This window comes from Methylobacillus draconifructus (assembly GCF_045984355.1).
Classification (GTDB): Bacteria; Pseudomonadota; Gammaproteobacteria; order Burkholderiales; family Methylophilaceae; genus Methylobacillus; species Methylobacillus flagellatus_A.
Genome location: NZ_JBJQII010000001.1, coordinates 414,795 through 441,110, shown reverse-complemented (window position 1 = coordinate 441,110; position 26,316 = coordinate 414,795). Strand labels below are relative to the sequence as shown.

The 26,316-nt window shown below is 57.0% G+C and carries 24 protein-coding genes; 17 read left to right on the top strand and 7 right to left on the bottom strand.

Translation table 11 applies throughout. The features are described 5' to 3' along the window. The first annotated feature begins 178 nt into the window (after nucleotides 1-178). The 8 genes from rpe to hemB all read left to right on the top strand — a co-directional run bounded on the left by rpe (nucleotide 179) and on the right by hemB (nucleotide 9,182). A complete protein-coding gene (gene rpe / locus ACJSDX_RS02070; RefSeq protein ID WP_309565717.1) occupies nucleotides 179-877 on the top strand; it encodes a ribulose-phosphate 3-epimerase in 699 nt (232 codons plus the stop codon). 134 nt (nucleotides 878-1,011) lie between these two features. Beyond that, complete coding sequence (trpE, locus tag ACJSDX_RS02065; protein ID WP_407993268.1) at nucleotides 1,012-2,496, top strand: anthranilate synthase component I; 1,485 nt, start codon at nucleotides 1,012-1,014, stop codon at nucleotides 2,494-2,496. A 2-nt stretch (nucleotides 2,497-2,498) separates the two neighbouring features. Next, nucleotides 2,499-5,099: a bifunctional diguanylate cyclase/phosphodiesterase gene (locus tag ACJSDX_RS02060; RefSeq protein WP_407993267.1), complete on the top strand. Its 2,601-nt coding sequence runs from the start codon at nucleotides 2,499-2,501 to the stop codon at nucleotides 5,097-5,099. 55 nt (nucleotides 5,100-5,154) lie between these two features. Continuing rightward, nucleotides 5,155-5,721 (top strand): aminodeoxychorismate/anthranilate synthase component II, encoded by a 567-nt coding sequence (locus tag ACJSDX_RS02055; RefSeq protein ID WP_309565714.1) that lies wholly within the window; start codon nucleotides 5,155-5,157, stop codon nucleotides 5,719-5,721. After that, entirely contained in the window at nucleotides 5,721-6,746 is a 1,026-nt protein-coding gene (gene trpD, locus ACJSDX_RS02050; protein WP_407993266.1) for an anthranilate phosphoribosyltransferase, read from the top strand. Before ACJSDX_RS02055 ends, trpD begins: the two co-directional genes overlap by 1 nt. Nucleotides 6,747-6,885: 139 nt before the next feature. Then, nucleotides 6,886-7,347 carry a DUF3465 domain-containing protein gene (locus tag ACJSDX_RS02045; RefSeq protein ID WP_407993265.1) on the top strand — a complete coding sequence of 154 codons (462 nt, stop codon included), beginning with the start codon at nucleotides 6,886-6,888 and terminating at the stop codon, nucleotides 7,345-7,347. Nucleotides 7,348-7,377: 30 nt separating this feature from the next. After that, nucleotides 7,378-8,166: an indole-3-glycerol phosphate synthase TrpC gene (gene trpC, locus ACJSDX_RS02040; protein WP_407993264.1), complete on the top strand. Its 789-nt coding sequence runs from the start codon at nucleotides 7,378-7,380 to the stop codon at nucleotides 8,164-8,166. 8 nt (nucleotides 8,167-8,174) lie between these two features. Continuing rightward, nucleotides 8,175-9,182, top strand: coding sequence for a porphobilinogen synthase (gene hemB, locus ACJSDX_RS02035; RefSeq protein WP_407993263.1), 1,008 nt, complete (start codon nucleotides 8,175-8,177; stop codon nucleotides 9,180-9,182). Nucleotides 9,183-9,342: 160 nt separating this feature from the next. Here hemB and ACJSDX_RS02030 read toward each other — a convergent pair whose 3' ends face one another. Both ACJSDX_RS02030 and ACJSDX_RS02025 read right to left on the bottom strand, forming a co-directional pair. Then, nucleotides 9,343-9,975 (bottom strand): hypothetical protein, encoded by a 633-nt coding sequence (locus ACJSDX_RS02030; RefSeq protein WP_407993262.1) that lies wholly within the window; start codon nucleotides 9,973-9,975, stop codon nucleotides 9,343-9,345. A gap of 65 nt (nucleotides 9,976-10,040) precedes the next feature. Further along, nucleotides 10,041-12,416, bottom strand: coding sequence for a penicillin-binding protein 1A (locus ACJSDX_RS02025; RefSeq protein WP_407993261.1), 2,376 nt, complete (start codon nucleotides 12,414-12,416; stop codon nucleotides 10,041-10,043). A 163-nt stretch (nucleotides 12,417-12,579) separates the two neighbouring features. Here ACJSDX_RS02025 and ACJSDX_RS02020 point away from each other — a divergent pair, with 163 nt between their 5' ends. The 9 genes from ACJSDX_RS02020 (at nucleotide 12,580) to ACJSDX_RS01980 (ending at nucleotide 21,829) form a co-directional block, all read left to right on the top strand. Further along, nucleotides 12,580-13,650, top strand: a complete 1,071-nt coding sequence (locus ACJSDX_RS02020) for a pilus assembly protein PilM (protein ID WP_407993260.1) — start codon at nucleotides 12,580-12,582, stop codon at nucleotides 13,648-13,650. Further along, on the top strand, nucleotides 13,650-14,240 hold the full coding sequence (locus ACJSDX_RS02015; RefSeq protein ID WP_407993259.1) for a PilN domain-containing protein: 591 nt from the start codon (nucleotides 13,650-13,652) through the stop codon (nucleotides 14,238-14,240). Before ACJSDX_RS02020 ends, ACJSDX_RS02015 begins: the two co-directional genes overlap by 1 nt. After that, nucleotides 14,237-14,872: a type IV pilus inner membrane component PilO gene (locus ACJSDX_RS02010; RefSeq protein WP_407993258.1), complete on the top strand. Its 636-nt coding sequence runs from the start codon at nucleotides 14,237-14,239 to the stop codon at nucleotides 14,870-14,872. The genes ACJSDX_RS02015 and ACJSDX_RS02010 overlap by 4 nt, the downstream gene beginning before the upstream one ends. Next, nucleotides 14,869-15,402 (top strand): pilus assembly protein PilP, encoded by a 534-nt coding sequence (locus ACJSDX_RS02005; RefSeq protein WP_405029506.1) that lies wholly within the window; start codon nucleotides 14,869-14,871, stop codon nucleotides 15,400-15,402. Before ACJSDX_RS02010 ends, ACJSDX_RS02005 begins: the two co-directional genes overlap by 4 nt. Before the next feature lie 10 nt (nucleotides 15,403-15,412). Then, a complete protein-coding gene (locus ACJSDX_RS02000) occupies nucleotides 15,413-17,584 on the top strand; it encodes a type IV pilus secretin PilQ (RefSeq protein WP_309565704.1) in 2,172 nt (723 codons plus the stop codon). 63 nt (nucleotides 17,585-17,647) lie between these two features. Beyond that, nucleotides 17,648-18,160, top strand: coding sequence for a shikimate kinase AroK (aroK, locus tag ACJSDX_RS01995; RefSeq protein WP_407993257.1), 513 nt, complete (start codon nucleotides 17,648-17,650; stop codon nucleotides 18,158-18,160). 2 nt (nucleotides 18,161-18,162) lie between these two features. Then, complete coding sequence (gene aroB / locus ACJSDX_RS01990) at nucleotides 18,163-19,242, top strand: 3-dehydroquinate synthase (protein WP_407993256.1); 1,080 nt, start codon at nucleotides 18,163-18,165, stop codon at nucleotides 19,240-19,242. Then, the gene (locus ACJSDX_RS01985; RefSeq protein ID WP_407993255.1) at nucleotides 19,239-20,357 is read left to right on the top strand and encodes a deoxyguanosinetriphosphate triphosphohydrolase; all 1,119 of its coding nucleotides are present in this window, start codon (nucleotides 19,239-19,241) and stop codon (nucleotides 20,355-20,357) included. Before aroB ends, ACJSDX_RS01985 begins: the two co-directional genes overlap by 4 nt. Before the next feature lie 254 nt (nucleotides 20,358-20,611). Next, nucleotides 20,612-21,829 carry a porin gene (locus tag ACJSDX_RS01980; protein WP_407993254.1) on the top strand — a complete coding sequence of 406 codons (1,218 nt, stop codon included), beginning with the start codon at nucleotides 20,612-20,614 and terminating at the stop codon, nucleotides 21,827-21,829. Between the two features lie 128 nt (nucleotides 21,830-21,957). On the opposite strand, the gene ACJSDX_RS01975 is transcribed toward ACJSDX_RS01980, so the two are convergent. Genes ACJSDX_RS01975 through ACJSDX_RS01955 form a run of 5 tightly spaced genes read right to left on the bottom strand, consistent with a single transcriptional unit; the run spans nucleotide 21,958 to nucleotide 26,302 of the window. Further along, complete coding sequence (locus ACJSDX_RS01975; RefSeq protein WP_309565699.1) at nucleotides 21,958-22,701, bottom strand: nucleotidyl transferase AbiEii/AbiGii toxin family protein; 744 nt, start codon at nucleotides 22,699-22,701, stop codon at nucleotides 21,958-21,960. Next, nucleotides 22,694-23,164 (bottom strand): helix-turn-helix domain-containing protein, encoded by a 471-nt coding sequence (locus ACJSDX_RS01970; protein WP_287110048.1) that lies wholly within the window; start codon nucleotides 23,162-23,164, stop codon nucleotides 22,694-22,696. The genes ACJSDX_RS01975 and ACJSDX_RS01970 overlap by 8 nt, the downstream gene beginning before the upstream one ends. A gap of 55 nt (nucleotides 23,165-23,219) precedes the next feature. Beyond that, entirely contained in the window at nucleotides 23,220-24,608 is a 1,389-nt protein-coding gene (gene ntrC, locus ACJSDX_RS01965) for a nitrogen regulation protein NR(I) (protein ID WP_407993253.1), read from the bottom strand. 55 nt (nucleotides 24,609-24,663) lie between these two features. After that, the gene (gene glnL / locus ACJSDX_RS01960; RefSeq protein WP_309565697.1) at nucleotides 24,664-25,761 is read right to left on the bottom strand and encodes a nitrogen regulation protein NR(II); all 1,098 of its coding nucleotides are present in this window, start codon (nucleotides 25,759-25,761) and stop codon (nucleotides 24,664-24,666) included. Between the two features lie 52 nt (nucleotides 25,762-25,813). Next, complete coding sequence (locus ACJSDX_RS01955; RefSeq protein WP_407993252.1) at nucleotides 25,814-26,302, bottom strand: DUF4124 domain-containing protein; 489 nt, start codon at nucleotides 26,300-26,302, stop codon at nucleotides 25,814-25,816. Between the last annotated feature and the right edge of the window lie 14 nt (nucleotides 26,303-26,316).

Here is a 26,316-nt window from a genome sequence, read left to right as displayed (position 1 = left end):
ATTAGCGGGCGAAATATTGGTGCCCGAATTTTCCTGTCGCCATGGTGCTGAAGCGCCTCGTATCCTAAGTATAAACCTGATTCCAGTATGGATTTTGCAATAAGCGTTGCTGAGGCCGGGTGCGTTGACACATTTTCAGTTAAAATAAGCATTTTTTACGCTATACAACCTCAATATCATGGCCAAACCATTCAGAATTGCCCCTAGTATCCTTTCCGCCAACTTCGCCAAGCTGGGCCAGGAAATCACCGACGTGATCACTTCCGGCGCGGATATTGTCCACTTTGACGTGATGGACAACCATTATGTTCCCAACCTGACCATCGGCCCATTGGTCTGCGAGGCGATTCGCCCGGTGACCGACGCCATCATCGACGTGCACCTGATGGTGAAGCCGGTTGACCGCATCATCCCCGATTTCGCCAAGGCGGGCGCCAACATCATCACCTTCCACCCGGAAGCTTCCGACCATATCGACCGCAGCCTGTCCCTGATCCGCGACCAGGGCTGTAAGTCCGGCCTGGTGTTCAATCCGGCAACCCCGCTGTCCTACCTGGACTACGTCATGGATAAGGTCGACATGGTGTTGCTGATGTCCGTGAACCCCGGCTTCGGCGGCCAGAAGTTCATTCCCGGCACGCTGGACAAGCTGCGCGAAGCGAGGGCGCGTATCGATGCCTACACTGAGAAGACCGGCCGTGAAATCTGGCTGGAAATCGACGGCGGCGTGAACCCTGCCAATATTGCCGATATCGCCCGCGCTGGTGCCGATACGTTCGTGGCAGGCTCTGCCGTGTTCGGCGCAGGCAAGGATACCGATCCCAACCGTTACGACACTGTCATCAGCGCATTGCGCGCCGAGCTGGCCAAAGTATAGGCGGCATGCAGATGAACACCCGAATCCTGAGCTATCGCAGCAGCTGGCGATGGTGGCGCTGAAGTAGCTACCGCTACCCATGAAGATGCATAGGTGCCACTCAATTAGAAAATCATCAGGATTCGGGAGTTTTTATGCTGCAAACCATCAGTCAACAGGAGTTTGATGCCCTGGCGAGCCAGGGTTATAACCGTATTCCCCTGGTCATCGAGACATTCGCCGATCTCGATACTCCGCTTTCACTTTACCTGAAACTCGCTAACCAGCCCTATTCCTACCTGCTTGAGTCGGTGCAGGGCGGAGAACGCTTCGGCCGCTACTCCATCATCGGCCTGCCTGCCCATGTGCGCATAGAGGCGCGCGGCCAGGCGGTCAAGGTGCTGGACCGCGACACGGTGATCGAAGAGGCGCAGGATGTGAATCCGCTGGATTTCATCCAGGCCTACCAGGCCAGGTTCCGCATCCCTCCCTATCAGGGACTGCCGCGCTTTACCGGCGGCCTGGCGGGATACTTCGGCTACGACACCATCCGCTATATCGAGCGCCGCCTGGCGGGCAACGCCAAACAGGATGCGCTCGGCGTGCCGGATATTCTGCTCATGGTATCGGAAGAGATTGCGGTGGTGGACAACCTTTCCGGCAAGCTGTATTTCATCGTGTATGCCGACCCGGCAATTGCAGAAGCTTACTCCAAGGGCATACAGCGCCTCAATGCATTGGTGCAGCGCTTGCGCCAGCCGGTGGCTATTCCCCATGCCGCCGCCATGCCGGCCACCGAGGCGCATTCGGAGTTCGGCGAGGCGAGCTTCAAGGAGGCGGTGGCCAAGTCCAAGCAGTACATTTTTGATGGCGACATCATGCAGGTGGTGCTGTCTCAGCGCATGGCCAAGCCTTTCACGGCGCCGCCCTTGTCGCTCTACCGTGCCTTGCGCAGTCTCAATCCCTCGCCCTACATGTTCTATTACGACATGGGAGACCACCATGTCGTCGGCGCTTCCCCGGAAATCCTGGTGCGCCTGGAGGAAGACACGGTGACCTCGCGGCCGATTGCCGGCACGCGCCCTCGCGGCAAGACCCGCGAGGAAGATGTCGCGCTGGCGGAAGAGTTGCTGGCTGATCCCAAGGAAATTGCCGAGCACGTACAGCTGATGGACCTGGGGCGCAACGATGTCGGCCGTGTGGCGCAAGTGGGCAGCGTGGCGGTGACGGACAAGATGGTGATCGAGCGTTATTCGCACGTCATGCATATCGTCTCGAATGTCGAAGGCAGACTGAAGCCTGGCTTGCATGCCATCGACGTGCTCAAGGCGACTTTTCCCGCCGGCACGCTGAGCGGCGCGCCCAAGGTGCGCGCCATGGAAATCATCGATGAGTTGGAACCGAGCAAGCGTGGTATTTATGGCGGCGCCGTCGGCTACCTCGGCTTCAATGGCGACATGGACCTCGCCATTGCCATCCGCACCGGCGTGATCAAGGATGGCATGTTGTATTCCCAGGCCGGCGCCGGCATCGTCGCCGATTCCGTACCGGAAAACGAGTGGGTGGAAACCCAGAACAAGGCGCGTGCGGTATTGCGCGCAGCGGAGATCGTACAGGCAGGGCTCGATAACAAGGAGTAGGCATGGCGGCAGCAAACAGCCGGATTTTGCTCCGGCTTATCATTCTGGCACTCGGGTGTTTTGCTGTTGGCATGCTGGGCAAAGTGCTGCCGTTCTCCGTCTTGCAAGCTAACCTTGTCTGGTTGTCCGGAGGTGTGGCGGTAGCTGCCTTGCTCCGCTGGGGAATGGCGTATTGGCCTGCCATTCTGGGGGCGCAACTGGCACTGGCTCTCACGACTTACGACCCTGTTTCCGCCAATGCGCTCCTGATTGCCGCGCTGTCAATAGCCAGCACCATGACCTATGCCTTCGCCGCATGGATATTGCGGCTCAGCGGGTTCCATCACGCACTGGACCGGATTCGCGACATTCCCATCATGATCCTGGGCGTTGCCGTGGGGATGCTGGTATGTACCGTGGTTAACGTGGCCATCCTGCGCCAGGCACAATTGGTAAGTCTGGAAAGCGTGCTGCCGGCCTTGCTGTTTGGCTGGATCGTCAACGTGCTTGGTGTGTTGCTGCTGCTGCCTTTGTTGTTGAACGTCACCTGGGCGGAGATACAGAGTTTCTGGCAGCGGCGCGCGCGTTTCAGCTTGCTGGCTGTGGTCGCGGTGGCGGTGGAGTGGGCGATCTTCCAGTTGGCACCGGATTATGCAGATCAATACATGTGGTTTGCTTTCCTGGTCTTGCCGCTGGTGGTACTGGTCTCTATGCGCATGGGCATCACCGGCGCTTCCGTCGTTGTGCTGGCCTTGTCCATAGTGGCGATGGCATCGGCTCGGGTTGATTATCAGGTAGGACTGGAGCATCCTGGATACCAGCCGGTATGGGCGCTATGGGTGTTGATGAGTACGCTTTCCATCGTCGGCATGCTGATTGCCGCACTGCAATCCTCGCGCGAGGTGACCGAAAAGGCATTGCGCAACAGCGAGACCAAGTTCAGGGCGGTGATCGAGAATGCCCAGGACGGGATTGTCAGCATTGACGAACAAGGCAGGCTGGTGGAATTCAATCATGCGGCAGAGGTCATGTTCGGCTACCGCCGCGAAGACGTGCTGGGCAAGATGCTGGCGGATACCTTGATTCCGCCCGCGATGCGCGAGGCGCACAGGCAGGGCCACCAGCGCTACCTGACTTCTGGCGTCAGCAAGATGCTTGACCGCAGGCTGGAGTTGAGCGCCTTGCGTGCTGACGGCACCGAGTTCCCGGTCGAGCTGACCATCACCTCGCTCAAGGAGCAGGGCGTGCCGCTCTTGACGGGGTTCTTCCGCGATCTGACTGAGCGACGCAAGGTCGAGTCCGAGATCCGCAACCTGGCTTTCTACGACGCGCTGACCACTTTGCCGAACCGCCGCCTGCTGCTGGACAGGTTGCAACAGGCGATTGCGGCAAGCGTCAGGCATGGCAAGCATGGCGCGGTGTTGTTTATCGACCTGGATAATTTCAAGGCGCTCAATGATTCGCGCGGACATGATGTCGGCGACCTGTTGCTGGTGGAAGTGGCGCGCCGCCTGCGTCAGTGCGTCCGCAATGAGGATACGGTAGCCCGTCTCGGCGGCGACGAATTCGTGATCGTGCTGGAGGACCTGAGCCTCAACCTGGAGCAGGCTATCGCGCAAACCAGGCAGGTCGCGCAAAAGGTCTTGGAAATCATCAATCATCCGTACGAGTTGGGAGAGATCGAGCACCACAATTCATCCAGCATCGGCATTGTCCTGTTCAATGGCAATTTCGTTACCATGGAGGAACTGCTCAAACGGTCCGATACCGCCATGTACGAAGCCAAGGCGGCTGGACGCAATACCCTGCGTTTCTTCGATCCCGCCATGCAGGCGGCCCTGGAGAGACGGGTAGATATGGAGTTGCAGCTGCGCCTGGCGATCGTACAGAAGCAGCTCAGGCTGTTTTGCCAGGTGCAGGTGGATACCGAGCGCAAGGTCTTTAGTGCAGAAATCTTGTTGCGATGGCAACATCCGGAGCATGGGCTGCTTTCGCCCAAGGAGTTCGTCGGCATTGCCGAGGATAGCGGGCTGATCGTGTCGATAGGCCATTGGGTGCTATACAACGCCTGCCTGCAGCTCAAGGCCTGGGAGGGCCGTCCGGGGTTCGATGGCTTGCAGCTGGCGGTGAATGTGAGCGCGCGTCAGTTCCGCCAGGTTGATTTCGTCGATGAAGTCAGGAAAATCCTGCAAAGCACAGGGGCTGACCCAAGCCTGCTCAAGCTGGAGCTGACAGAGAGCGTGGTGCTGGACAATATAGCGGATGCGGTTGCCAAAATGAACGCCTTGCGGGAGCTCGGGGTGCGTTTCTCCATGGATGATTTTGGCACGGGATATTCTTCTTTGGCCTACTTAAAGCGCTTGCCGCTTAGCCAAGTCAAGATTGACCGGTCATTCGTGCGTGACATTGCCGAGGATGCCAGCGATGCGGCGATTGTGCAGGCGATACTTGCGATGAGCAATTCGCTTGGACTGAAGGTGATTGCAGAAGGCGTAGAGACCGAGGTGCAGTTTGAATTGCTGCAAAGCTATGGTTGCCAGTTCTTCCAGGGATATCTGTTTGCCAGGCCCATGCTGATCCAGGATTTTGAGCAACTGGCGCAGGAGAAGGACTTTTTTTTATGATGAATTGCGCCCACAATAACAGGTTCGCCCGGGTGCAAGATGAAGGATGCACATTATGCTGTTGATGCTCGATAACTATGATTCATTTACCTACAACCTCGTACAGTATCTTGGCGAGCTTGGACAGGATGTGCAGGTGTACCGCAACGATGAGATTGACTTGGCTGGCGTGGCTGCGCTCAACCCCAGGCATATCGTCATTTCGCCAGGCCCCTGCACGCCTAACGAGGCTGGCATTTCCGTGCCGCTGATCCACGAGTTCGCAGGCAAGATTCCCATACTGGGCGTTTGCCTGGGCCACCAGAGCATAGGCCAGGCATTCGGCGGCAAGATCGTTCACGCCAAGCAGCTCATGCACGGCAAGACTTCTGAAATCCACCATGCCGACCTTGGCGTGTTCAAGGGCTTGCCCAATCCCTACACGGCGACGCGCTATCACTCGCTGGTGATCGAGCGCGAGTCGATGCCGGATTGCCTGGAAATTACCGCCTGGACCGAAGACGGCGAGATCATGGGCGTGCGTCATAAGACATTGCCGATCGAGGGCGTGCAATTCCACCCCGAATCCATTCTTACCCAGTACGGACACGAGCTGCTGAACAATTTCCTGAAAGCGTATTGATGAGCATTACCCCCAAGATTGCCTTGCAAAGGCTGATCGACCATGCCGATTTCACGCATGAGGAAATGCTGGACGTGATGCAGCAGATCATGGGCGGCGCCTTCACCCCGATACAGATTGCCGGCTTCCTTGCCGGCTTGCGCGTCAAGGGCGAGACCGTCACGGAGATCGCGGCAGCGGCGCAAGTGATGCGCGAGCTTTCCAGCAAGGTGCAGGTAGAAGACGGCAGCCACTTGATCGATACCTGCGGTACCGGCGGCGCGCCCAACAAGGCGTTCAACGTCTCCACGGCGTCGGCCTTCGTGGCTGCCGGGGCGGGTGCGCGTATCGCCAAGCACGGCGGGCGCGCGGCTTCCTCCAAGAGCGGCTCCGCTGATGTGCTGGAGGCGCTCGGCGTCAATATCAGCCTGACGCCCGAGCAGGTGGCACGTTGCGTGAACGAGGCAGGGATAGGCTTCATGTTCGCTCCCAACCACCATGCGGCGATGAAATATGCAGCGCCGGTACGGCGCGAGCTCGGCGTGCGCACCATGTTCAATCTGCTGGGGCCGATGACCAATCCGGCAGGGGCCAAGCGCCAGGTGATGGGGGTGTTCCACCGCGACTTGGTCAGCCTGTTGGCGCATACGTTACAGAAGCTCGGCAGCGAGCATGTGATGGTGGTGCACAGCGCGGACGAGATGGATGAAATTTCCTTTTCCGCGGATACCTACGTTGCCGAGCTCAAGCATGGCGAGGTGAATGAATATACGCTCAATCCTGCCCAGTTCGGCATGCCTTTGCACGACATCGACAGCATCCATGTGGAAAACGCCCAGCAGTCCAGCGAGATTATCCTGGGCGTGCTGTCAGGTGTGCATGGCCCGGCGCGCGACATCGTCCTGTTGAACGCGGGCGCCGCCATTTACGTGTCGGGCATTGCAGGCGACTTGCAGGACGGCATAGCGCGGGCTGCCGATTCGCTGGATTCCGGTGCGGCATTGAACAAGCTGCAGCAGCTCAAGGCGCTGAGCCAGGCGGCATGAGAGCCTGTTCATGCCCTTCGGGTTGTCCCGGCAGCGCAGCCGCTGCCGCGTTGCAAATCCTCGCCGGGCAATCAGCACGGCTTCGGTTTGCGCCTTGCATCGACTACACCGCCGGGGCAACGCGCCCTATGAAAAGATCGTGAACAGGCTCTTATGGCTGGTGGCTGCCATTGCAGTCGCCTATACCTTTTTCCATTTCACGCAGCCTGGACCGCATGCTGTTCCCGCTGCCGAGGTGCAGGCGATACCGGCAGCATCCCATGCTGCGGCAAACCGGCGCATAGCGCAGGCGTTCAGCCAGCGTGAGCATGCCGTGGCAATACAATCCGCTGGCGTCGTGAGCAAGGTGATGCCGGACGATAATGACGGATCGCGTCACCAGCGCTTTATCCTTGAGCTGGATAACGGCATGACGGTGCTGGTGGCGCATAATATCGATCTTGCCCCCAGACTGGATGGCCTCCGGGCTGGCGATGCCGTGGAATTCAACGGTGTTTATGAATGGAATGCCAAGGGCGGTGTCGTACATTGGACCCATCATGACCCTCGCGGCCAGCATGCGGGCGGATGGCTGCGCTATCAAGGCAGGCTGTATCAATAGATTAGAGTGAACGAAAGCGATTGCAAGGCAATGTCAGACATACTCAATAAAATTCTGGAAGTGAAGCGGGCGGAAATCGATGCCGCGCAACAACGCAAGCCACTAGCCGAGATCGAGGCGGAAGCCCTGGCCCAGCCTGCGCCGCGCTCATTCCTCAGCGCAATTCAGGACAAGATCGCGGCAGGCAAGGCGGCCGTGATTGCGGAAATCAAGAAGGCCAGCCCCTCCAAGGGCGTGATCCGGGAAGATTTCCGGCCCGCCGAGATTGCCGCCAGTTATGCCAGCCATGGCGCGGCCTGTCTTTCCGTATTGACTGACGAGCAGTTCTTCCAGGGCAGTGCCGAATATCTCGAGGCGGCGCGCGCCGCCTGCGATATTCCCGTATTGCGCAAGGACTTCATGATAGACCCCTACCAGGTGTTCGAGGCACGCGCGATGGGCGCAGATTGCATCCTGCTGATCGCGGCAGCGCTTGACCTGTCCCAGATGCGTGAGCTGGAAAACATCGCCCACCGGCTCGGCATGAGCGTGCTGGTGGAAGTGCACAACGGCGAGGAGCTGGAGCAGGCCTTGCAACTGGAGACGCCGTTGCTGGGCATCAACAACCGCAACCTGCGCACGTTCGAGGTGACGCTGGACACGACATTGTCGCTGCTGCCCCGTATCCCCGCAGGCAAGACCGTCGTCACCGAGTCGGGCATCTTCACTGCCGAGGACGTTGCCTTGATGCGCCGCCATGAGGTGCATACCTTCCTCGTCGGCGAGGCGTTCATGCGCCAGCCTGATCCCGGTCTGGCGTTGGCCAAGGTATTCGCATAAGGAATCGTATGACCTCATCATCACGCCAGTTTCTTGCCATTCGCCCACGCCGCATGCGGCGGGACGATTTCTCGCGCCGGTTGATGCGTGAGCATGTGCTCACTGCCAACGACCTGATCTACCCTGTATTCGTGCTGGAAGGGGAAAACCGCATTGAAGAGGTTGCTTCCATGCCCGGCGTGCAACGCCAAAGCATAGACCGCCTGCTGGATACTGCCGGGCAATGCGTGGCGCTGGGCATTCCCGCGCTGGCGCTGTTTCCCGTTGTAGACCAGCAATACAAGAGCCTGACCGCGGATGAGGCATGGAATCCCGACGGGTTGGTGCCGCGCACCGTGCGTGCGCTCAAGGCGGCATACCCGCAACTGGGCGTCATCACCGATGTCGCGCTCGACCCTTACACCACGCATGGGCAGGACGGCGTCATCGACGATACCGGCTATGTGCTTAACGACGAGACCGTGGCGATCCTGGTGAAGCAGGCGCTTTGCCATGCGCAGGCAGGCGCGGACGTGGTGGCGCCCTCGGATATGATGGACGGCCGTATCGGCGCGATCCGCGATGCGTTGGAAGAAGCCGGGCACATCCATACCCGTATCTTGGCATACTCGGCCAAATACGCCTCCGCCTTCTATGGTCCTTTCCGAGACGCGGTGGGTTCATCCGCCAACCTGGGCAAGGGCAATAAATACAATTACCAGATGGATCCCGGCAATTCGGACGAAGCGTTGCGCGAAGTGGCGCTCGACCTCGAGGAGGGCGCGGATATGGTCATGGTCAAGCCCGGCATGCCATACCTCGACATCGTGCGCCGCGTAAAGCAGGAATTCGGCGTGCCGACCTATGCCTATCACGTGAGCGGCGAATACGCCATGCTCAAGGCCGCCGTGCAGAATGGCTGGCTGGATGAGAAAGCGGTAGTGCTGGAGGCTATGCTGGGCTTCAAGCGCGCGGGGGCGGACGGCATCCTGACCTATTACGCCATGGATATTGCCCGCTGGCTGCGCGAGGCTTAGCGCCGCTAACAAAACCCTTCTGTCGTCGTTGCTCTGCCTTGCCGTAATAGTTTGTACTGTCTGCGACAGAGCGCCTAGCCAGAATCGCTGCGCCGGCTTTTGTTAGCGGTTCTTGATCAGGAATACATAGCGACTAGGCGCTTTTAATACCGCTTAAATCTCAGGATAAGGACTCGCTCTGCTGTATCAGGCTGGCGAGCGCTTCGATATTGGCCCGGCTGGCGTTGCTGCCATTGACCGGGCTTTTTGTCGGCATGCGCATGTCATCGACCTCGAACACGCTGAGCCTGATCAGCCCGTGCGGGCCTTCCAGGGTGAACACCGGCACCTTCTTGCGCTCCATGCTGCGGCGTTCGCTGATGCGGTAGGATTTCTCATCCGTGGCATAGGGGATTTGCTGGTTGAGCAGGAATATCTCGACTTCCTTCAAGCTATCCGCAAACAGGTGGATATGCGTTTCTGCGTATTTTCCTGCCGTGCCGTCCAGCACCGCGCCGGTCAGGTGCGGGTTGAAGCGTTCCAGCAGTTGCATGACCAGCAATGCGTCCTTGCGTAGTTGCAGCAATGCTTCGGGCTGGTCGTCGCTATTGTAGATTTCGTGATAAACGCGGATTTCTTCTTCAATCTCGCTATTGGTCGGCATGCATTGCGAGTCGGTGACGCCAAGCTGGCGGCCTGCCTTGCGCTTGGCGTGGGCGTAATCGGAGATGCCCTCTTCCGCCATCATGCGGGCAGCCAGCTGCGCAATCAGCTGGCGCAACTGGGATTGGCGATTGCTGCTGTCTTTTGCCATGGTGCAAACGCCCTTCTGAAAATTAAGCTGGCCGCCCGCTCGAGAAAATACGAACGGGCAGGCTCCTAAAACAGTTGATCCGGCCTCGGCGGGGTATTGTCCTGCTTCTCCGTAGGCGGGGGCGAGCCATGCCCGGGAATAGGGAAGCCGGGAATGATGGAGAAGATGGATTCCTCGGGTTCGGGCGGCGGAAATTCATGATAGAAATATTCCACGACGCCTTCGCCATCCCCCTTCGCCTGCATGCCCGTTGCCGGGTCGATGCGGATGGCGCTGACGCCGGCCGGCAATTCCGGCACGACTTCCGGCACGCCCTTGAGGGCGGAGCTCATATAGTCGATCCAGATCGGCAGCGCCGCCTTGCCGCCGGTTTCCAGACTGCCCAGCGATTTGGGCTTGTCATACCCCATCCAGGAGATTGCGACATGTTTCGGGCTGTAGCCTGCGAACCAGGCGTCGATCTGGTTGTTGGTGGTGCCGGTTTTACCCGCCAGGTCGGAGCGGCCCAGGCTGCGCGCGCGTGTGGCGGTTCCCAGGCGTACCACGTCCTGCAGCATGGAGTTCATGATAAAGGCGTTGCGGCCGTCAATCACGCGCGCGGCGCCCTTGCCGGCCAGCAACGGCTTGGATTGCTCCAGCACCTTGCCGCGGCTGTCGACGACCTTGTCGATGATATACGGCTTGACGCGATATCCCCCGTTGGCGAACACCGAGTAGGCCCCGGCCATCTGCCATGCGGTCACCGAGCCGGCGCCCAGCGCCATCGCCAGGTAAGGCGGATGGTCCTTGGGCGAGAAGCCGAAGCGGGTAATGTAGTCCTGCGCATAGTTGACGCCTATGCCTTCCAGGATGCGGATGGATACCATGTTCTTGGACTTGGTCAAAGCCGTGCGCATGCGCATCGGGCCTTCGTACTTGCGGTCGTAGTTCTTGGGCTCCCAAGCCGAGCCGCTGCCGGTTTCCCGCGCCGAGACCGAGATGGGCTCGTCTTCTATCATGCTGGCCGGGGTAAAGCCCTTCTCCAGCGATGCGGAATAGATGAAGGGCTTGAAGCTGGAGCCGGGCTGGCGCCATGCCTGCGTCACGTGGTTGAACTTGTTGCGGTTGAAGTCGAAGCCGCCGACCAGGGCCTTGACCGCGCCAGTCTCTGGGTCCATCGCCACCAAGGCCGCTTCTGCCTGGGGCAGTTGCACGATGTGCCAATTGTCGCCCTGGCGCATGATGCGGATGACGGCGCCTGGCTTGATGGTGCGTTTGGCCGCATCTTTCTCGGCAAGCTGCTTCTGCACGAATGCCAATCCGTCGCCGCTGATCTCGATATTGTTGCCGTCTTTGGCATAGACGCTCACCACTTTAGGCGTGACCTTGGTCACGACGGCAGGCATCATGCCCTGGAAGCTTTCCAGGTCGTCCATGGCGTTATCCAGCCAGTTGCCGCTGCCCGCCTCGTTGGCGCCGGGCGTGACGGTCTTTTCCGGGCCTCGGTAGCCGTGGCGGCGGTCATAGTCGATGATGCCCTGCAGGATGGCGCGATTGGCGGCTTCCTGGTTGCTCTTGCGGATCGTGGTGTAGATCTTGAGGCCGCTGCTGTAGATGTCATCCTTGTAGCGCTCGTACATCGCCTGGCGCACGATTTCCGCGACATAGTCCGCAGAGAGGTCGCGCATCTTGCGCGACTTGCGGAAGCGGTGCGGCTCCTGCAGCGCTGCTTCGTATTGTTTCTGGTCGATGAAGTGCAAATCCTTCATGCGGCGCAGCACGTAGCGCTGGCGCGCTTCTGCGCGCTTGGGGTTGGCGAAGGGATTGTAGCGTGAAGGGGCCTTGGGCAGGCCGGCCAGGATGGCCACTTCCGCAATGCTGAGCTGGTCCAGCGGCTTGCCATAGTAGACCTGCGAGGCGGCTGCGAAGCCATACGAGCGATGTCCCAGGTAGATCTGGTTGATGTAAAGCTCCAGGATCTGGTCCTTGCTCAGGTTGTGCTCTATCTTGATCGAGAGCAATGCCTCGCTGAGCTTGCGGGTGGCGGTCTTTTCGCTGGAAAGGAAGAAGTTGCGGGCCACCTGCATGGTGATGGTGCTGGCGCCTTCCTTGAAGCTGCCGGAAGTCACGTTGGAGATGGCGGCGCGCAGGATGCCTAGCGTATCGATGCCGCCATGCTGGTAGAAGCGCTCGTCTTCGGCGGCGAGAATGGCTTGTTTCAATGCCTTCGGCGTCTCGTTGATGCCGATGAAGGCGCGGCGCTCCTCGCCGAATTCGCCTATCAGGTGTCCATCCTCGGAATAGACGCGCATGGGGACCTTGGGCTTGTAGTCGGTCAAGGCTTCAAGGGAGGGGAGTTCGGGATAGATCAATGTGGCAGCCAGTGCCACCAGCGCAGTTGTCACCAATCCCAGGATAATGCCGGTGAGGATCAGGAACTGCCACCATTTTTTCGGGAGCATTGATTAGGGTTCAGTATTGGTAACAGACGCCGTTATTATAAGTGTCATTACCGTGATTTTAAAATCAATTAATCTGCTTTGACTTCACAGATGCTTGTTGCTAGCATCTAAAGTAAATTATTAGAAATAATTGTAAATAACCGTATTGGAAAGGGAATTTCGTTTGAAATTCGACTTTTTCTCAGAGCGCACACCGCCTCTGATAGGCGTGGACATCAGTTCCAGTTCGGTCAAGATGGTCGAGCTGACACAGGGGAACAAGGGAGCTTATCACCTGCAGGGCTATGCCATTGCCTCCATGGCAAGGGATGCGGTCGTGGATGGCAATATCGTCGGCCTCGACCTGGTGGCGGATGCGGTCAAGCGCGCCTGGAAGCTGCTGGCTTCCCGCGAAAAACGCGTCGCCCTCGCTTTGCCGGCCACTGCCGTGATTACCAAGAAAGTCATCATGCAGGGCGGCATGCGCGAGGAGGATATGGAGTTCCAGGTCGAGGCCGAGGCCAACCAATACATCCCTTTCCCGCTTGATGAAGTCAACATTGATTTCCAGGTGCTGGGCCCGGCACCCAGCAGCGCCGACGAAGTCGAAGTGTTGATTGCCGCCTCGCGCAAGGAGAAGATCGAAGATAGGGTCGCTGCGGCAGAAGGGGCGGGACTCAAGGTGCTGGTTGTCGATGTCGAGTCCTACGCGACCGAGGCGGCCTATGCGCTTGCGGCCACCGAATTGCCGAAATCCGGCAAGGGACAAACCGTCATGGTGGTGGACGTAGGAAGCGCCATGACCCATGTGCACGTCTTCCATGACGGACAACTCGTGCATAGCCGCGAACAAGCCTTCGGCGGCAACCAGCTGACGCTGGAAATCCAGCGCCGCTTCGGCGTTTCCAGCGAGGAAGCCGAGATTGCCAAACGTAACGGCGGATTGCCGGAGAGCTACGAGAGCGAGGTGCTGCAGCCCTTCGTGCAGTCGTTGGCGCAGGAGGTGGTGCGCAGCCTGCAATTGTTCACCAACTCGACCCAGTACAATAAAGTGGACCATATCCTGCTCGCAGGAGGGTGTGCCGCGATTCCAGGCCTGGCAGCGCTGATCCAGGAAAAAACCCAGGCTAATACCCTGATCGCCAATCCGTTCAACCATATGTCCGTCAATCCGCGCCTCAAACAATTGCAAGTGATTGCGGATGCGCCGGCGTTGATGATCGCCTGCGGCCTGGCATTGCGGAGGTTCGACTAATGGTCAGAATCAACCTCCTCCCCCACCGCCAGATCCGCCGCGCCGAACGGCAGCGCGAATTCAACCTCATGCTGGCATTCGCTGCGGCTGCCGGCGTTGCCATCGTGTTCCTCGGCAGCACCATCCTGGGCAGCAAGCTGGATGAGCAGGTGAATCGCAATGCGCGGCTTGAAACGGCCAGCGCCAACCTCGACAAGCAGATCGAGGAAATCAAGGAACTCAAGTCCCAGATCCGCAACGTACTGGACCGCAAGCAGATCGTGGAAAACCTGCAAGTCAACCGCAGCCAGTCCGTCATGATGCTGGACGAAATCAGCCGTCAGATGCCGGAGGGCATGTACCTCAAGGCCTTGAAGCAACAAGGCCGCCTGGTGACGCTGGAGGGCGTGGCGGATACCAATGCCCGGGTCGCTACTCTGGTGCGCAACCTCTCGGGTTCCGAGTGGCTGCAATCCCCCAACCTGGTGGAAATCAAGTCCGCGACGGTGAATGGCATCAGGCAGAATAACTTTACGGTTAATGCGCAGCTCAAGGCGCCGCCATCACCCGAGGATGAGGTGGCAGGCGCACAGAAGGGCGGTGCACTGTGAACCTGCAGGATTTCAACAATATCGACTTGAAGAATGCCGGCAGCCTGCCTTGGCCTGTCAAAGGGGTCTTGCTGGGCTTGCTGCTGGTGGTGATTGTGATTGCTGGGTATTGGTTTTTCTGGAGCCCTGCGATGGAAGAACTGGAGCAGGCGCGGGCGAAGGAAAACGAGTTGCGCGAAACCTTCCTCGCCAAGAAGCGCCAGGCGATCAACCTCGAAGCCTATAAGCAGCAAATGGTGGAAATCGAGCGCACGTTCGGCGCGCTGGTCAAGCAGTTGCCCGACCGCTCGCAGATGGATGGGCTGCTTACCGATATTAACCAGGCTGGCCTTGAGCGCGGGCTGGAGTTTGAGTTGTTCAAGCCCGGCCAGGAAGTCATTGCCGATTTCTACGCCGAAATGCCGATTTCCATCAAGGTGACTGGTTCCTATCACGACCTTGGCGAGTTCGCAGGCGATATCGCGAGGCTGCCTCGCATCGTCACCTTGAACGACATCGTGATCAATACGGCAGGCAAGGACAGCAAGGACGGTCGGCTGGTCATCGAGGCGGTGGCCCGCACCTACCGTTACCTGGATGCCAGCGAGATTGCCAGCAAGAAGCAGGCGGAAAAGAAAGAGGTGCGCAAATGAGCATGAATATTTGGCGTGAGCGCGGACAATATGCCTCTACTCTTATGCTCGGCCTGTGCCTATTGCTGAGCGCATGCGGCGACGGGCAAGGCGATGACCTTGACCGCTTTATCCGCGAAGCGGGCAACGACATGCATGCGCGGGTAGAGCCGTTGCCTGAGGTCAAGCCGTATACCGCGGCGACCTATAATGCCGACGGCATGCTGAACGACCCGTTCAAGGCGCGCAAGATCGTCAGTTCGCGCAGCAGCCTGCAACCCAACATGAACCGGCCGCGCGAGCCGCTCGAGGCTTTTCCGCTGGAAAGCCTAAAGTTTGTTGGCTCCTTGTCGAAGGAGAAATTGAAGTACGCCCTGATCCTGACCCCGGATAACCTGGTTCAGCAAATCAAGGTGGGCGGATACATGGGGCAGAATTTTGGCATGGTGACCGAGATCAGCGAAGGCGGCGTGACGATCAAGGAAATCATACAGGATGAGTTAAGCGGCGACTGGATAGAGCGTGTCTCCAGTATTGAGTTGCAGGATTGAGGGTGAACACATGAATATTATAAAGTGGGCCGCTGGGCTGGTTTTTCTGCTGCTGGTGCCGCTGGCGCAGGCGGCCGAGGAGCAGGCTGAGTTTGCCAACAAGATCGAGAAGATAGACTTCGTCGCCATGTCGGGAGGCAGGGTGGCGATACAGGTGCAGACAACCACCCCGTTGGCAAATCCGCCGGCCGGTTTTACTCTCAATAACCCTTCGCGCATCGCACTGGATTTTCCTGCGGTAGGCAACGGGCTCGGCAAGAATAGCGTGCAGGCGGGGCAGGGCGTGCTCAAGGGCGTGAACCTTGCGCAGGCCAGGGACCGTACCCGCGTCGTGCTGAACCTTGCCAAGATGGTGGCATACAACGCCACCACCCAGGGGCGTGAAACCACGATCATCCTGCAGGCGAATGAAGCGAGTGCGGCCAATAGCAATACCGTTGCCCGTTTTGCCGAAGCCAAGGCCGGGGAGAAATTCCACACCTTGAACAATATTGATTTCATGCGTGGCAAAAATGGCGAAGGCCGCATTGTGGTCGATCTTTCCGATGCCTCTGCCGGGATCGATATCCGCCAGCAGGGCAAGACCGTGGTCGTGGATTTTCACAATACCGAGTTGCCGCAAAATCTGCAGCGCCGGCTCAATGTCATCAACTTCAATACCCCGGTCTTGTATGTCGATGCCATCAAGCAGGGGAATAACACCCGCCTGGTCATCGAGCCCAAGGGGCTGTGGGAACAGTCGGCCTACCAGGCGGACAAGCGTTTCATCATCGATATCCGCCCTGTCGTGGAAGACCCGAACAAGCTGGTGCAGGGTTCCAAGCCAGGCTATGCGGGCGAGAAGCTTTCGCTGAATTTCCAGAATATCGACGTGCGTTCGGTATTGCAGGTAATCGCCGACTTCACCGGCCTCAATATCGTCACCAGCGATACCGTGACGGGCAACCTGACCTTGCGCCTCAAGGACGTACCCTGGGATCAGGCGCTGGACATCATCATGTCCAGCAAAGGACTGACCCAGCGCAAGACAGGCAATGTGATCTGGGTGGCGCCTTCTGACGAAGTGGCCGCCAAGGAAAAGCTCTTGCTGGAAGCCAGCCAGCAGATTGAAGAGCTGGAGCCGATGCGTACCGAAGTCTTCACCTTGCGCTATCAAAAGGCCGAGAACTTCAAGAATATCATCAGCGACAGCAAACAAAAGATCCTGTCCAAGCGCGGCAGCGCCGTGGTGGATGCACGGACCAATACGGTATTCGTGCAGGATACGGTCAAGCACCTGGAGGAAATCCAGAGCATCATCAACAAGATCGATATCCCGGTGAAGCAGGTGATGATCGAGTCGCGCCTGGTTATTGCGGATGAGAAGTTCGGCCGCAGCCTGGGCGCGCGTTTCGGCGTGCAGAAACAGCAGGCGAGCGGGGATACCCGTTACGGCTCCAGCGGTACATTGGGCAATACCATCACCCAGCGCACCATAGACCCGACGACGGGCGTCATTACTGAAACCATCGCCAACCGGGTAGGCTCCTCCACCTTGGCTACCACTTCCATTCCCGGCACGGTCGGCGTGGGTGTCAGCGCCGATGGCGCGCAGGACTTGAACGTCAACCTTCCGGTTGCGAATGCTTTCGGTAACTTTGCCTTCAGCTTGTTCCGCCTGCCCGCAGGATTCCTGCTTAACCTCGAACTGTCCGCGCTGGAAACGGACCAGCGCGGCAAGATCGTTTCCAGTCCGCGTGTGACAACGGCCAACCAGCAAAAAGCCATCATCGAGCAGGGTACGCAGATCCCGTACCAGCAATCAACCAGCAGCGGCGCTACTGCGGTGCAGTTCAAGAACGCCTCCCTGAGCCTGGAGGTCACGCCGCAAATTACGCCGGACGAGAAGATCATCATGGACCTGGAGGTGAAGAAAGATAGAGTCGGTACAGTCTTCAATACGGTGCCCTCCATCGATACCCAGCGTGTGCAGACCCAGGTGCTGGTGGCAAACGGCGAAACGGCCGTGCTTGGCGGTATCTATGAACAGACCGAGCGTAACGACGTGGACAAGGTGCCGTTCTTCGGCGACCTGCCGTTTGTTGGCAACGTCTTCAAGCGCCGCATCAAGCAAAGCGACAAGACCGAGTTGCTGATCTTCATCACTCCCAAAGTCATGGACGAAAGCCTGTCATTGCGTTAGCCATATCTGACAGTTAAGCCAGATTCCCTTAAAATGCTCGCTTGCGTATGGCGGGCATTTTTTATGGCAGCAAATATTTTCTTTGTCGGGTTGATGGGGGCGGGCAAGACCACCATAGGCCGTATTATTGCCAAGCATCTCAACAAGACCTTTTACGATAGCGATCATGAGATCGAGCGCCGCACGGGCGTCAGCATCCCTGTCATCTTCGAATTGGAGAAGGAGGACGGTTTCCGCAAGCGCGAAGCCGCGGTGATAGAAGAATTGAGCCGCATGCAGGATATCGTCCTGGCGACGGGCGGCGGGGCGGTTTTATTGCCCCAGAACCGCAAGCAGCTCATGGAAAATGGTACAGTGATTTATTTGCGCGCCAACGTGCAGGAACTCTGGCAACGCACCCGCAACGACAAGAACCGCCCGCTGCTGCAAAACGACAACCCGCGAAAAAAACTGGAACAATTGTTTGCCCAGCGTGATCCCTTGTACCGCGAAGTGGCCTCCATTATTGTAGATACCGGCGGGCAGCCGGTGAATGCCATCGTCCACCAGATCGAACAGAAACTTTTATCTTTATAACCATGCAAACTTTACACGTAGACTTGGGCGAGCGCTCTTATCCTATCCATATCGGCCGCGGCCTGCTGACTCAGCCAGAGCTGATTTTGCAGCACCTCAAGCGCAAGCAGGTGGCGATTGTCACCAATACCACAGTGGCCCCCTTGTATCTGGAAAAGCTGGCCCAGTCTTTGCGGGATGCCGGCGTCAAGGTCATTCCCATCGTGCTGCCGGATGGCGAGGCCTATAAAAATGCCGCTACGCTCAACCTGATTTATGATGCCTTGCTAGAAAACCGCTGCGAGCGCAGCACCACCGTCATTGCCTTGGGCGGCGGGGTGATTGGCGACTTGGCCGGCTATGCTGCAGCGACGTATTTGCGCGGCGTGCCTTTCATCCAAGTACCGACAACCCTTTTATCGCAGGTGGATTCCTCTGTCGGCGGCAAGACCGGCATCAACCACCCGCTTGGCAAGAACATGATCGGCGCGTTTTACCAACCGCAAGTGGTGCTGGCCGATATCGATACCTTATCTACATTGCCCGAGCGTGAGCTATCAGCTGGCCTTGCCGAGGTGATCAAATATGGCCTGATCCGCGACGAGCCATTCTTCGCATGGCAGGAAGCCAATATGCAGAAGCTCCTTGCGCTGGAGACGGAAGCCATGAGCTATGCCATCTACCGCTCATGCGAGAACAAGGCGGAAGTGGTGGCGGCCGACGAGCGCGAGTCTGGCGAGCGGGCCTTGCTCAACCTGGGCCATACCTTTGGCCATGCCATCGAAAATGCCATGGGCTATGGCGTTTGGCTGCATGGCGAAGCCGTGGCGGCAGGCACCATCTTGGCTGCCGATCTGTCGCATCGCCTGGGCTGGCTCAATGACGGGGACATCGACCGCATTAAAGCTATCTTCAAGGAAGCCAGGCTGCCGATAGAGGCGCCGGCGCTGGGCGTGGATCGCTACCTCGACCTGATGGGGCTGGACAAGAAAGTCGTTGACGGCCAGATTCGCCTGGTTCTGCAGCAAGGCATCGGCAAATCGCTGGTGACCAGCGACTACGATGCCAACCTGCTGAAAGAAACCTTGGCGATCGCTGCATGATAGCACTGGCGCCTTATGCCGCCGACCCGGCCCTGACCAAAGGGCGGGTCCATGAAGAGCCGGCGCCGGCAACGCGCAACCATTTCCAGCGCGACCGGGACCGCATCATCCATTCCGGCGCTTTCCGCCGGCTGGAATACAAAACCCAGGTATTCATCAACCATGAAGGCGACCTGTTCCGCACCCGGCTGACGCACAGTCTGGAAGTGGCGCAGATAGGCCGCGCGATTGCACGCAACCTCAACCTGCATGAAGACCTGATCGAGGCGGTGGCGCTTGCGCACGACCTGGGGCACACGCCGTTCGGCCATGCCGGGCAGGATCAGCTCAATGAATGCATGCGCGAATACGGCGGGTTTGAGCATAACCTGCAGTCATTACGCGTCGTAGACCATCTGGAATTGCGCTATGCCGAGTTCGACGGCCTTAACCTGACGTTCGAGGTGCGCGAAGGCATACTCAAGCATTGCTCCCTACCCAATGCAAGACTGCTCGGCGAAATAGGGGAGCGCTTCATCAACAAGCAGCAGCCCTCACTCGAGGCGCAAGTGGCGAACCTGGCCGACGAGATCGCCTATAACAACCATGATGTCGACGACGGCTTGCGCTCCGGCTTGATCACGATGCAGCAGCTTGCCGAGGTGCGGCTGTTTGCCGAGCAGTTTTCCCTGGTGCAGCGACAATATCCCGCGTTGGCCGGCCGCCGCCTGATTCATGAAACCGTCAGGCGCATGATCCATATCCTTGTGACGGATTTATGCGAGCAAAGCCGCAGGAATATCGCAGACCATGCTCCCAAGACACTGGACGATGTTCGGGCGCTTCCGCCGTTGATCGGCTTCAGTCCGGCCATCGACGAGCAGCAGCTTGAGTTGAAGCGCTTCCTCAGGGCCAACCTCTACCGGCATTACCGCGTCAACCGCATGACTTCCAAGGCCAGGCGCATCATTGCGGAGTTATTCAACGCCTTTCTATCAGATCCCACCCTGCTACCTGATGAGTACCAGGTTGCAGATGGCGAGGCACAGCCGCGGGTGATTGCAGACTACATTGCGGGCATGACGGACCGTTATGCCATCCGTGAGCATCAGCGGCTGTTCTCCATTTCTGAATAAAAGCTTTAGCATTCTTTTCTAACTGTTTAGCAGAGAAGAAGTTTTCCCGGGAAGTATTGGCTATAGCATTAATGTGTTGCGTAATTGCAACACAATCCCCAGCTCAGCATAAAAAAACCACAAGATTGCTTGCAGCCTCTGAATCGCCTTTGGCATACTGCCCATAACTTCTTTAACAAGAAGTAGGCGAAATACTCTCGAAGCGGTGGTTACAAACTGCACGAGAGCAAACTAAAACGCATTAGGAGATATACATGAACAAGAAACTAGGCTTGGCAGTTGCCGGCGCCGTCATGGCGTTTGGCGCTTCCGCTGCAAACGCAGGTATCATCATCCCAGCAGGCGACTGGACCATCGATATTGGTGGTAACGTCAACGCTTACTACACTAACACCCGTTATAGCGGTAGTCTTTTTAATGGTTCTGCTGGTCCTGGTACAGATTTGGCTCGTAGCAACCAAGTTCAAACAGGTCTGTTGCCATCCGCTATCGGTATCGGCGGTAAGACTCGTCAGAATGATCTGGATATCGCATTCCAGTTCACATTCTTCACTGGTACTAACTCTAGCGATGGTGTTCGTGAAAGTCGTGCTGGTGACTATAACAGCATCAACGTTCGTCAATCTTACTTGACTTTTGGTGACGCTAGCTGGGGTACTATCAAGGCTGGTCGTGACCTCGGCCTGTTCGGTTCCGACGCTATCCTTTCCGACATGACTCTGTTGGGCGTTGGTGTAGGTGCTGGTAACCCAGGCAACTCCACACTGGGCCGTATCGGTTCCGGTTATGTCTACGCTGACTGGATCGGTCAAATTCAATACGCATCCCCTAACTGGAATGGTTTCAGCTTTGCTGTAGCTGCTCGCGAAGGTCTGCGTAACGGTACTCTGGCAACTAGCCCAGTAACTGGTGAAGATAAGACTGAGCTCGGCTACGATGGTAAATTGAGCTATGAGTGGGCTGGGGATTTTTCCGGTAAGGTTTGGGCTGGTTTCATTACTCAACAGCACAAGAATGATACAGTAGCTGCGGGTAACTATCGTTCACGTGGTTATGAACTGGGCGGTAAAATTAACGTAGCAGACTTCGGTTTGGTTGGTTATTACTACGATGGTAAGGGTCTGGACGGTCAGACTGGTGGTCAATTGGGTGGCTTGCAATTCTTGAGCAATAGCAAGACTGATGACAAGGGTGGCTACGTACAAGCTACTTACAAGTTGCCTACAGTTGGTACCAAGCTAGGTGTATCCTACGGTATTTCGAAGTCTGATGACGTAGTCTTGGCGACTGGTGCTACTGATATTGAGAACAAGTCCTGGATTGTTGGTGCTTACCACCCTCTGACTAAGAGCCTGAATCTGGTCGCTGAATATGCACAACAAAAGATTGATGCAAATGGCCAGGCAGTAGGTGCTTTGGATGGTAATGGCAAGGCTCGTACTATCAGCTTGGGCGCGATCCTGTTCTTCTAGGATTTAAATCGCAAGATTTAGCTTAGAAAGCAATCGTAAAAACGGCACCTTCGGGTGCCGTTTTTTATTGCGCGAAAGATGTGGAAGGGGTTGCTGGAGGGGATGTCCAAGACTTGCATTGAAAGAGTTTATATTTCTGGTGCTGATCTGAAGATTTCCTTGGCTATATCAATTTCGTATTGATTAACGCAGTGGAGCATGAATGCATAAATCTCTTCCATTTTGATATCAAGTTGAATGGAATTGAATCCCTCGTCATCTGCATCAATCGGCGCTGCACCCAATAGAACATCTTTGGCAAACTCTATACTGTAGGAAGCATCTGCTGCAAGTCCTGCATCAAAGATATCTCTTACTGTTTTGCCGTAATCCCGTAACAGTATCATTAAGTCGTAAAGGTCTCTGGAGCGTATGCGTTTTGAAATGAGCCATGCCTTCATTTCAAAAATGGCGTTGATATCCATGATCTGGAAATTTGTATCCGGGGTTTGATGACGGCCTAATGTTGCAAAATGCTGATAGGGGGCATCATTTCTTGCAAAAAAGGTAACCTTGACTCCATTGATAGAGTAATCCCGGGATAGTGAGAGAAGGTCTTGATTGTTGATTCTGGCTTGGGTAATTCTCCAGGCCGGTGTAGCTAACTGGATATGATGGCCATTGCTTTTTAAATCTTCGACGATGGCATCAATGCGTGTACTCGACATCTGTTCTGCTGGGAGCCAGAAATCTAGGTCTTCACTTAGGCGGTGACCGATTTGCAAGGATAGCGCCGTGCCGCCGATTAGGTTGAAGCCGGACATCAGTGGTTGTCTGGCCAATGCTTGAAAGACTTCAGCAGTTCTAGGAGGTGCAAACTCCAAATTAAGCATGGCTCAAGGCTGCCTGCAAATTCTCAAGCATACGGTTGATATTGGCTGCAGCATGAGGGATATTGCTGATGACGGTTTTTGCCCTGGCTGATATTGCCTGTATTCCGTAGGCTGCGGTTATACGGGCAATATCTTCATAAATGCCTCTTTCCAACACACGATCAATCAATAATTCATCTGGCAGACTGGGATTGCTCCAATCGTAGGGGAAGGATAAACCCAGTTTTTCAGATTTTCTTTTTGATGCTTGCAGGCTCATTCCCTTTGTCTTGGGTTGGAGGGCATTTGCAGTGCGAATAATCGCTGAAAGCCGATTGACGCCTATTTCTTTGATAGTGCCTTTCTCAAGCGCATTAATGGTTGCCCGCGATACGCCGGAGCGAGCCGCAAGTTCGGCTTGGCTTAACCCGCTTTTAATGCGACGGTGCCTGATGCTGGACCCTATTTCCAAGATATTGATCATGAATGATATTTTACATAGCTTGAACTTTATATCAAATATATTCTACATTTTGATTTTATTCGTCTATCCCCAGTTCCTGAATCTTGCGTGTCAGCGTATTGCGGCCCATCCCCAGTTGCGTAGCGGCTTCGATACGGCGTCCTCCGGTATGTTGTAGTGCCTTGGTGATCAGGATGCGCTCGAATTGCTGGGTACGGCTATCGAGGATATCGTGTTCGCCGCGGTTGAGGGCATCCGTGACCTCGGAAGCGAGGGCATTCTGCCAAGAGGTGGCGCTGGCGGGTTTGGCGGCATCTTCCTTGAGTTCAGGCGGCAGGTCGGCGATGTCGATGTTCTGGCCCGGCGCCATGACGGTGAGCCAGTGGCATACGTTCTCCAGTTGGCGCACGTTGCCGCTCCAGCTCAGCGTGCCGAGATAACGCAGGGCCGCAGTGGATGGCTGCTTGGCTTCGACGCCCAGCTCGCGGGCGCTATGTTGCAGAAAATGCTTGACCAGCAACGGGATGTCTTCGCGGCGTTCGCGCAGCGGCGGCAGGCGCAGGCGGATGACGTTGAGGCGGTGGAACAAATCCTCGCGGAACAGCCCGAGCTTGACCCTTTCCTCCAAATCCTGGTGGGTGGCGGCAATGATGCGCACATTGACCTTGACTGGCTGGTGGCCGCCCACGCGGTAGAACTGGCCGTCGCATAGCACGCGCAACAAGCGCGTTTGCAGGTCGGAAGGCATGTCGCCGATTTCGTCGAGGAACAAGGTGCCGCCGTCGGCTTGTTCGAAGCGCCCGCGCCTGGCGGCTTGCGCGCCGGTAAATGCGCCACGTTCATGGCCGAACAATTCGGACTCGAGCAGATCCTTGGGGATGGCTGCGGTATTGATGGCGATGAATGGCTTGTCGAAACGCGGGCTGTGGCGGTGCAGCGCGCTTGCCACCAATTCCTTGCCGGTGCCGGATTCGCCGTTGATCAATACGGTGGAGTGCGAGCGGCTCAGGCGGCCGATGGCGCGAAAGACCTCCTGCATGGCAGGCGCCTGGCCGATGATTTCCGGCGTCTCTTCTTGAATCACGACTTCCGTGGCCTGACGCATGCTCTCATCGACGGCACGGCGGATGATTTCAATCGCCTGGTCTACGTCGAAAGGCTTGGCTAGGTACTCAAATGCCCCTCCTTGAAAGGCGGCAACCGCACTTTCCAAATCGGAGTAGGCTGTCATGATGATGACGGGGATATCTGGATGTCTTTGCTTTACTTCGTGGAGGAAATCCAGGCCGGAACCATTGGGCATGCGGATGTCGCTGACAATGACTTGCGGTTCTTCCCTGTTGAGGGCATTCAAGGCTTCTGGTACGGATGCGAAGGTCTTGAAATCCATATCGGTGCGTGCCAGGGCCTTTTCAAATACCCAGCGTATGGATTTGTCGTCGTCTATGATCCAGATTGGTTTCATGATGGTTACCTGTGTAGTCTGTCTTTTATTAGAAGTAATTGTTCTTGTGCACGCGTTATTGTCGTGCAATGTAAGACTTCATCGCCGTGCTTTCAATGGGCAGCAATATGGTGAAGCTGGTGTGGCCTGGCTCGCTCTCACACTCGATCATGCCGTGGTGCTGGGTAATGAAGGTCTGGGCCAGGGTCAGGCCGAGCCCGGTGCCGCCATCGTGGCCTGACACCAGAGGGTAGAAAATACGCTCACGGATATCAGGCGGGATGCCGGGGCCGTTATCGATGATCTGCAGCTTGATGGCGACCCGGTAGCGTTTTTTTGCCAGTGTGACTTGGCGGGCGGCACGGGTGCGCAGGATGATCTCCGGCGTTTCTGCTCCAGGGTTGTTCTGCATGGCCTGCACCGCATTACGGGCAATGTTCAATACGGCCTGGATGAGTTTCTCGCGATCTCCGATCAACTCGGGCAGGCTGGTGTCGTAATCCCTGCGGATGTGTATGCCGCGCGGAGATTCGGCCAGCAACAGGCTGCGCACGCGCTCCAGTACTTCGTGGATATTGGTAGGTTCGTACTTCGGTACGCGGTGCGGCACCAACAGCCTGTCCATCAGCAATTGCAGCCGGTCGGCTTCCTTGATGATGACCTGGGTGTATTCGCGCAGGCCGACTTGCGGCAATTCATGTTCCAGCAATTGCGCCGCGCCGCGCAACCCGCCTAGCGGATTGCGGATTTCATGGGCCAGGTTGCGCAATAGCTCGGCATTGGCTTGTTGCTGGATGAGCATGCGCTCTTCGCGCGCAATGCGCAGCTGTTGGTCCATATGCTGGAATTCCAGGACCAGGCAGGCGGGAGCCAGTTCCACCGGCGTCACGGTACAGGTGACGGCGAAAGATTGCTGACGCAGCGTGGTGATCGGGAACTCGTGCTCGCGGAACGGGCTGTGGTGCTTGATCGCATGTTCCATGGCGGAGTCGAGAATGTCGCAGCCGGGAAATACCTGTGAGACGGGCAAGCCTGCGATCTGCTTGGCGCTGATGGCAAATAATACCTCGGCACCGGGATTGGCATATACGACGCGACGTTGCTTATCGAGCAGGATGACCGCAGTGGATAGATGTTCCAATCCTGCGAATGAGGGGGGGATTTTATGTTCCATGGCTTCTCTTAAGCAAAAGCCAGGCCAGTTACTTCAGCAGAGCAGAAGCCTTTTATTTAAAAGCTTCCAGCTCTTTTTGCAGAAGCTGCACATTGCGCTCGTGTGCATCGACGTCGGCCTGCAATCGCTGCATTTTTTCCTCGAATTTTGCGACGTTGCGATAGGTTTTTCCGTTGGCGCCACGGTATACCTCAGGCTTGGACTCGCCTTCGGCATAGGCTTTCTTGGCTTCTTCCAGAGCCGCTTTTTCTGCTTCCAGTTCCTCAAGCAGGATTTTCTTGCGCTGGTCGTCGCGCTTTTTCTGCGTCTGGCTGTCTACCCGCGGGAAATTGCTGGGCGTAGCCTGGGTCTTGGGTTTGGGGGCTGCCGTTGTCGCTGGAGGCGGTGGGTCTATCTCCAGCTTGATCGCTCCTTTGCTGGGGACGTTGGAGTAAGTGACATGGCCGTTCTCGTCGACGCTTTTATAGATTTCGGCATGGGCGCTGCCACAGGTGAATGCATATGCAAGCCAAGTAAAAAGGGACAGGCGAATTCTTTTCATGAGATTCAGTGTAG

What these genes read in the sequence shown, in the direction of transcription:
- ACJSDX_RS02025 (WP_407993261.1), bottom strand. Translation starts at nt 12,416, where the DNA reads ATGCTCCCGAAAAAATGGTGGCAGTTCCTGATCCTCACCGGCATTATC.
- ACJSDX_RS02015 (WP_407993259.1), top strand. Translation starts at nt 13,650, where the DNA reads ATGGTCAGAATCAACCTCCTCCCCCACCGCCAGATCCGCCGCGCCGAA.
- ACJSDX_RS02030 (WP_407993262.1), bottom strand. Translation starts at nt 9,975, where the DNA reads ATGGCAAAAGACAGCAGCAATCGCCAATCCCAGTTGCGCCAGCTGATT.
- trpD (WP_407993266.1), top strand. Translation starts at nt 5,721, where the DNA reads ATGAGCATTACCCCCAAGATTGCCTTGCAAAGGCTGATCGACCATGCC.
- hemB (WP_407993263.1), top strand. Translation starts at nt 8,175, where the DNA reads ATGACCTCATCATCACGCCAGTTTCTTGCCATTCGCCCACGCCGCATG.
- aroK (WP_407993257.1), top strand. Translation starts at nt 17,648, where the DNA reads ATGGCAGCAAATATTTTCTTTGTCGGGTTGATGGGGGCGGGCAAGACC.
- trpE (WP_407993268.1), top strand. Translation starts at nt 1,012, where the DNA reads ATGCTGCAAACCATCAGTCAACAGGAGTTTGATGCCCTGGCGAGCCAG.
- ACJSDX_RS01980 (WP_407993254.1), top strand. Translation starts at nt 20,612, where the DNA reads ATGAACAAGAAACTAGGCTTGGCAGTTGCCGGCGCCGTCATGGCGTTT.
- glnL (WP_309565697.1), bottom strand. Translation starts at nt 25,761, where the DNA reads ATGGAACATAAAATCCCCCCCTCATTCGCAGGATTGGAACATCTATCC.
- ACJSDX_RS02005 (WP_405029506.1), top strand. Translation starts at nt 14,869, where the DNA reads ATGAGCATGAATATTTGGCGTGAGCGCGGACAATATGCCTCTACTCTT.
- ACJSDX_RS01985 (WP_407993255.1), top strand. Translation starts at nt 19,239, where the DNA reads ATGATAGCACTGGCGCCTTATGCCGCCGACCCGGCCCTGACCAAAGGG.
- ACJSDX_RS02055 (WP_309565714.1), top strand. Translation starts at nt 5,155, where the DNA reads ATGCTGTTGATGCTCGATAACTATGATTCATTTACCTACAACCTCGTA.
- aroB (WP_407993256.1), top strand. Translation starts at nt 18,163, where the DNA reads ATGCAAACTTTACACGTAGACTTGGGCGAGCGCTCTTATCCTATCCAT.
- ACJSDX_RS01970 (WP_287110048.1), bottom strand. Translation starts at nt 23,164, where the DNA reads ATGATCAATATCTTGGAAATAGGGTCCAGCATCAGGCACCGTCGCATT.
- ACJSDX_RS02000 (WP_309565704.1), top strand. Translation starts at nt 15,413, where the DNA reads ATGAATATTATAAAGTGGGCCGCTGGGCTGGTTTTTCTGCTGCTGGTG.
- ACJSDX_RS01955 (WP_407993252.1), bottom strand. Translation starts at nt 26,302, where the DNA reads ATGAAAAGAATTCGCCTGTCCCTTTTTACTTGGCTTGCATATGCATTC.
- ACJSDX_RS01975 (WP_309565699.1), bottom strand. Translation starts at nt 22,701, where the DNA reads ATGCTTAATTTGGAGTTTGCACCTCCTAGAACTGCTGAAGTCTTTCAA.
- ntrC (WP_407993253.1), bottom strand. Translation starts at nt 24,608, where the DNA reads ATGAAACCAATCTGGATCATAGACGACGACAAATCCATACGCTGGGTA.
- ACJSDX_RS02060 (WP_407993267.1), top strand. Translation starts at nt 2,499, where the DNA reads ATGGCGGCAGCAAACAGCCGGATTTTGCTCCGGCTTATCATTCTGGCA.
- trpC (WP_407993264.1), top strand. Translation starts at nt 7,378, where the DNA reads ATGTCAGACATACTCAATAAAATTCTGGAAGTGAAGCGGGCGGAAATC.
- rpe (WP_309565717.1), top strand. Translation starts at nt 179, where the DNA reads ATGGCCAAACCATTCAGAATTGCCCCTAGTATCCTTTCCGCCAACTTC.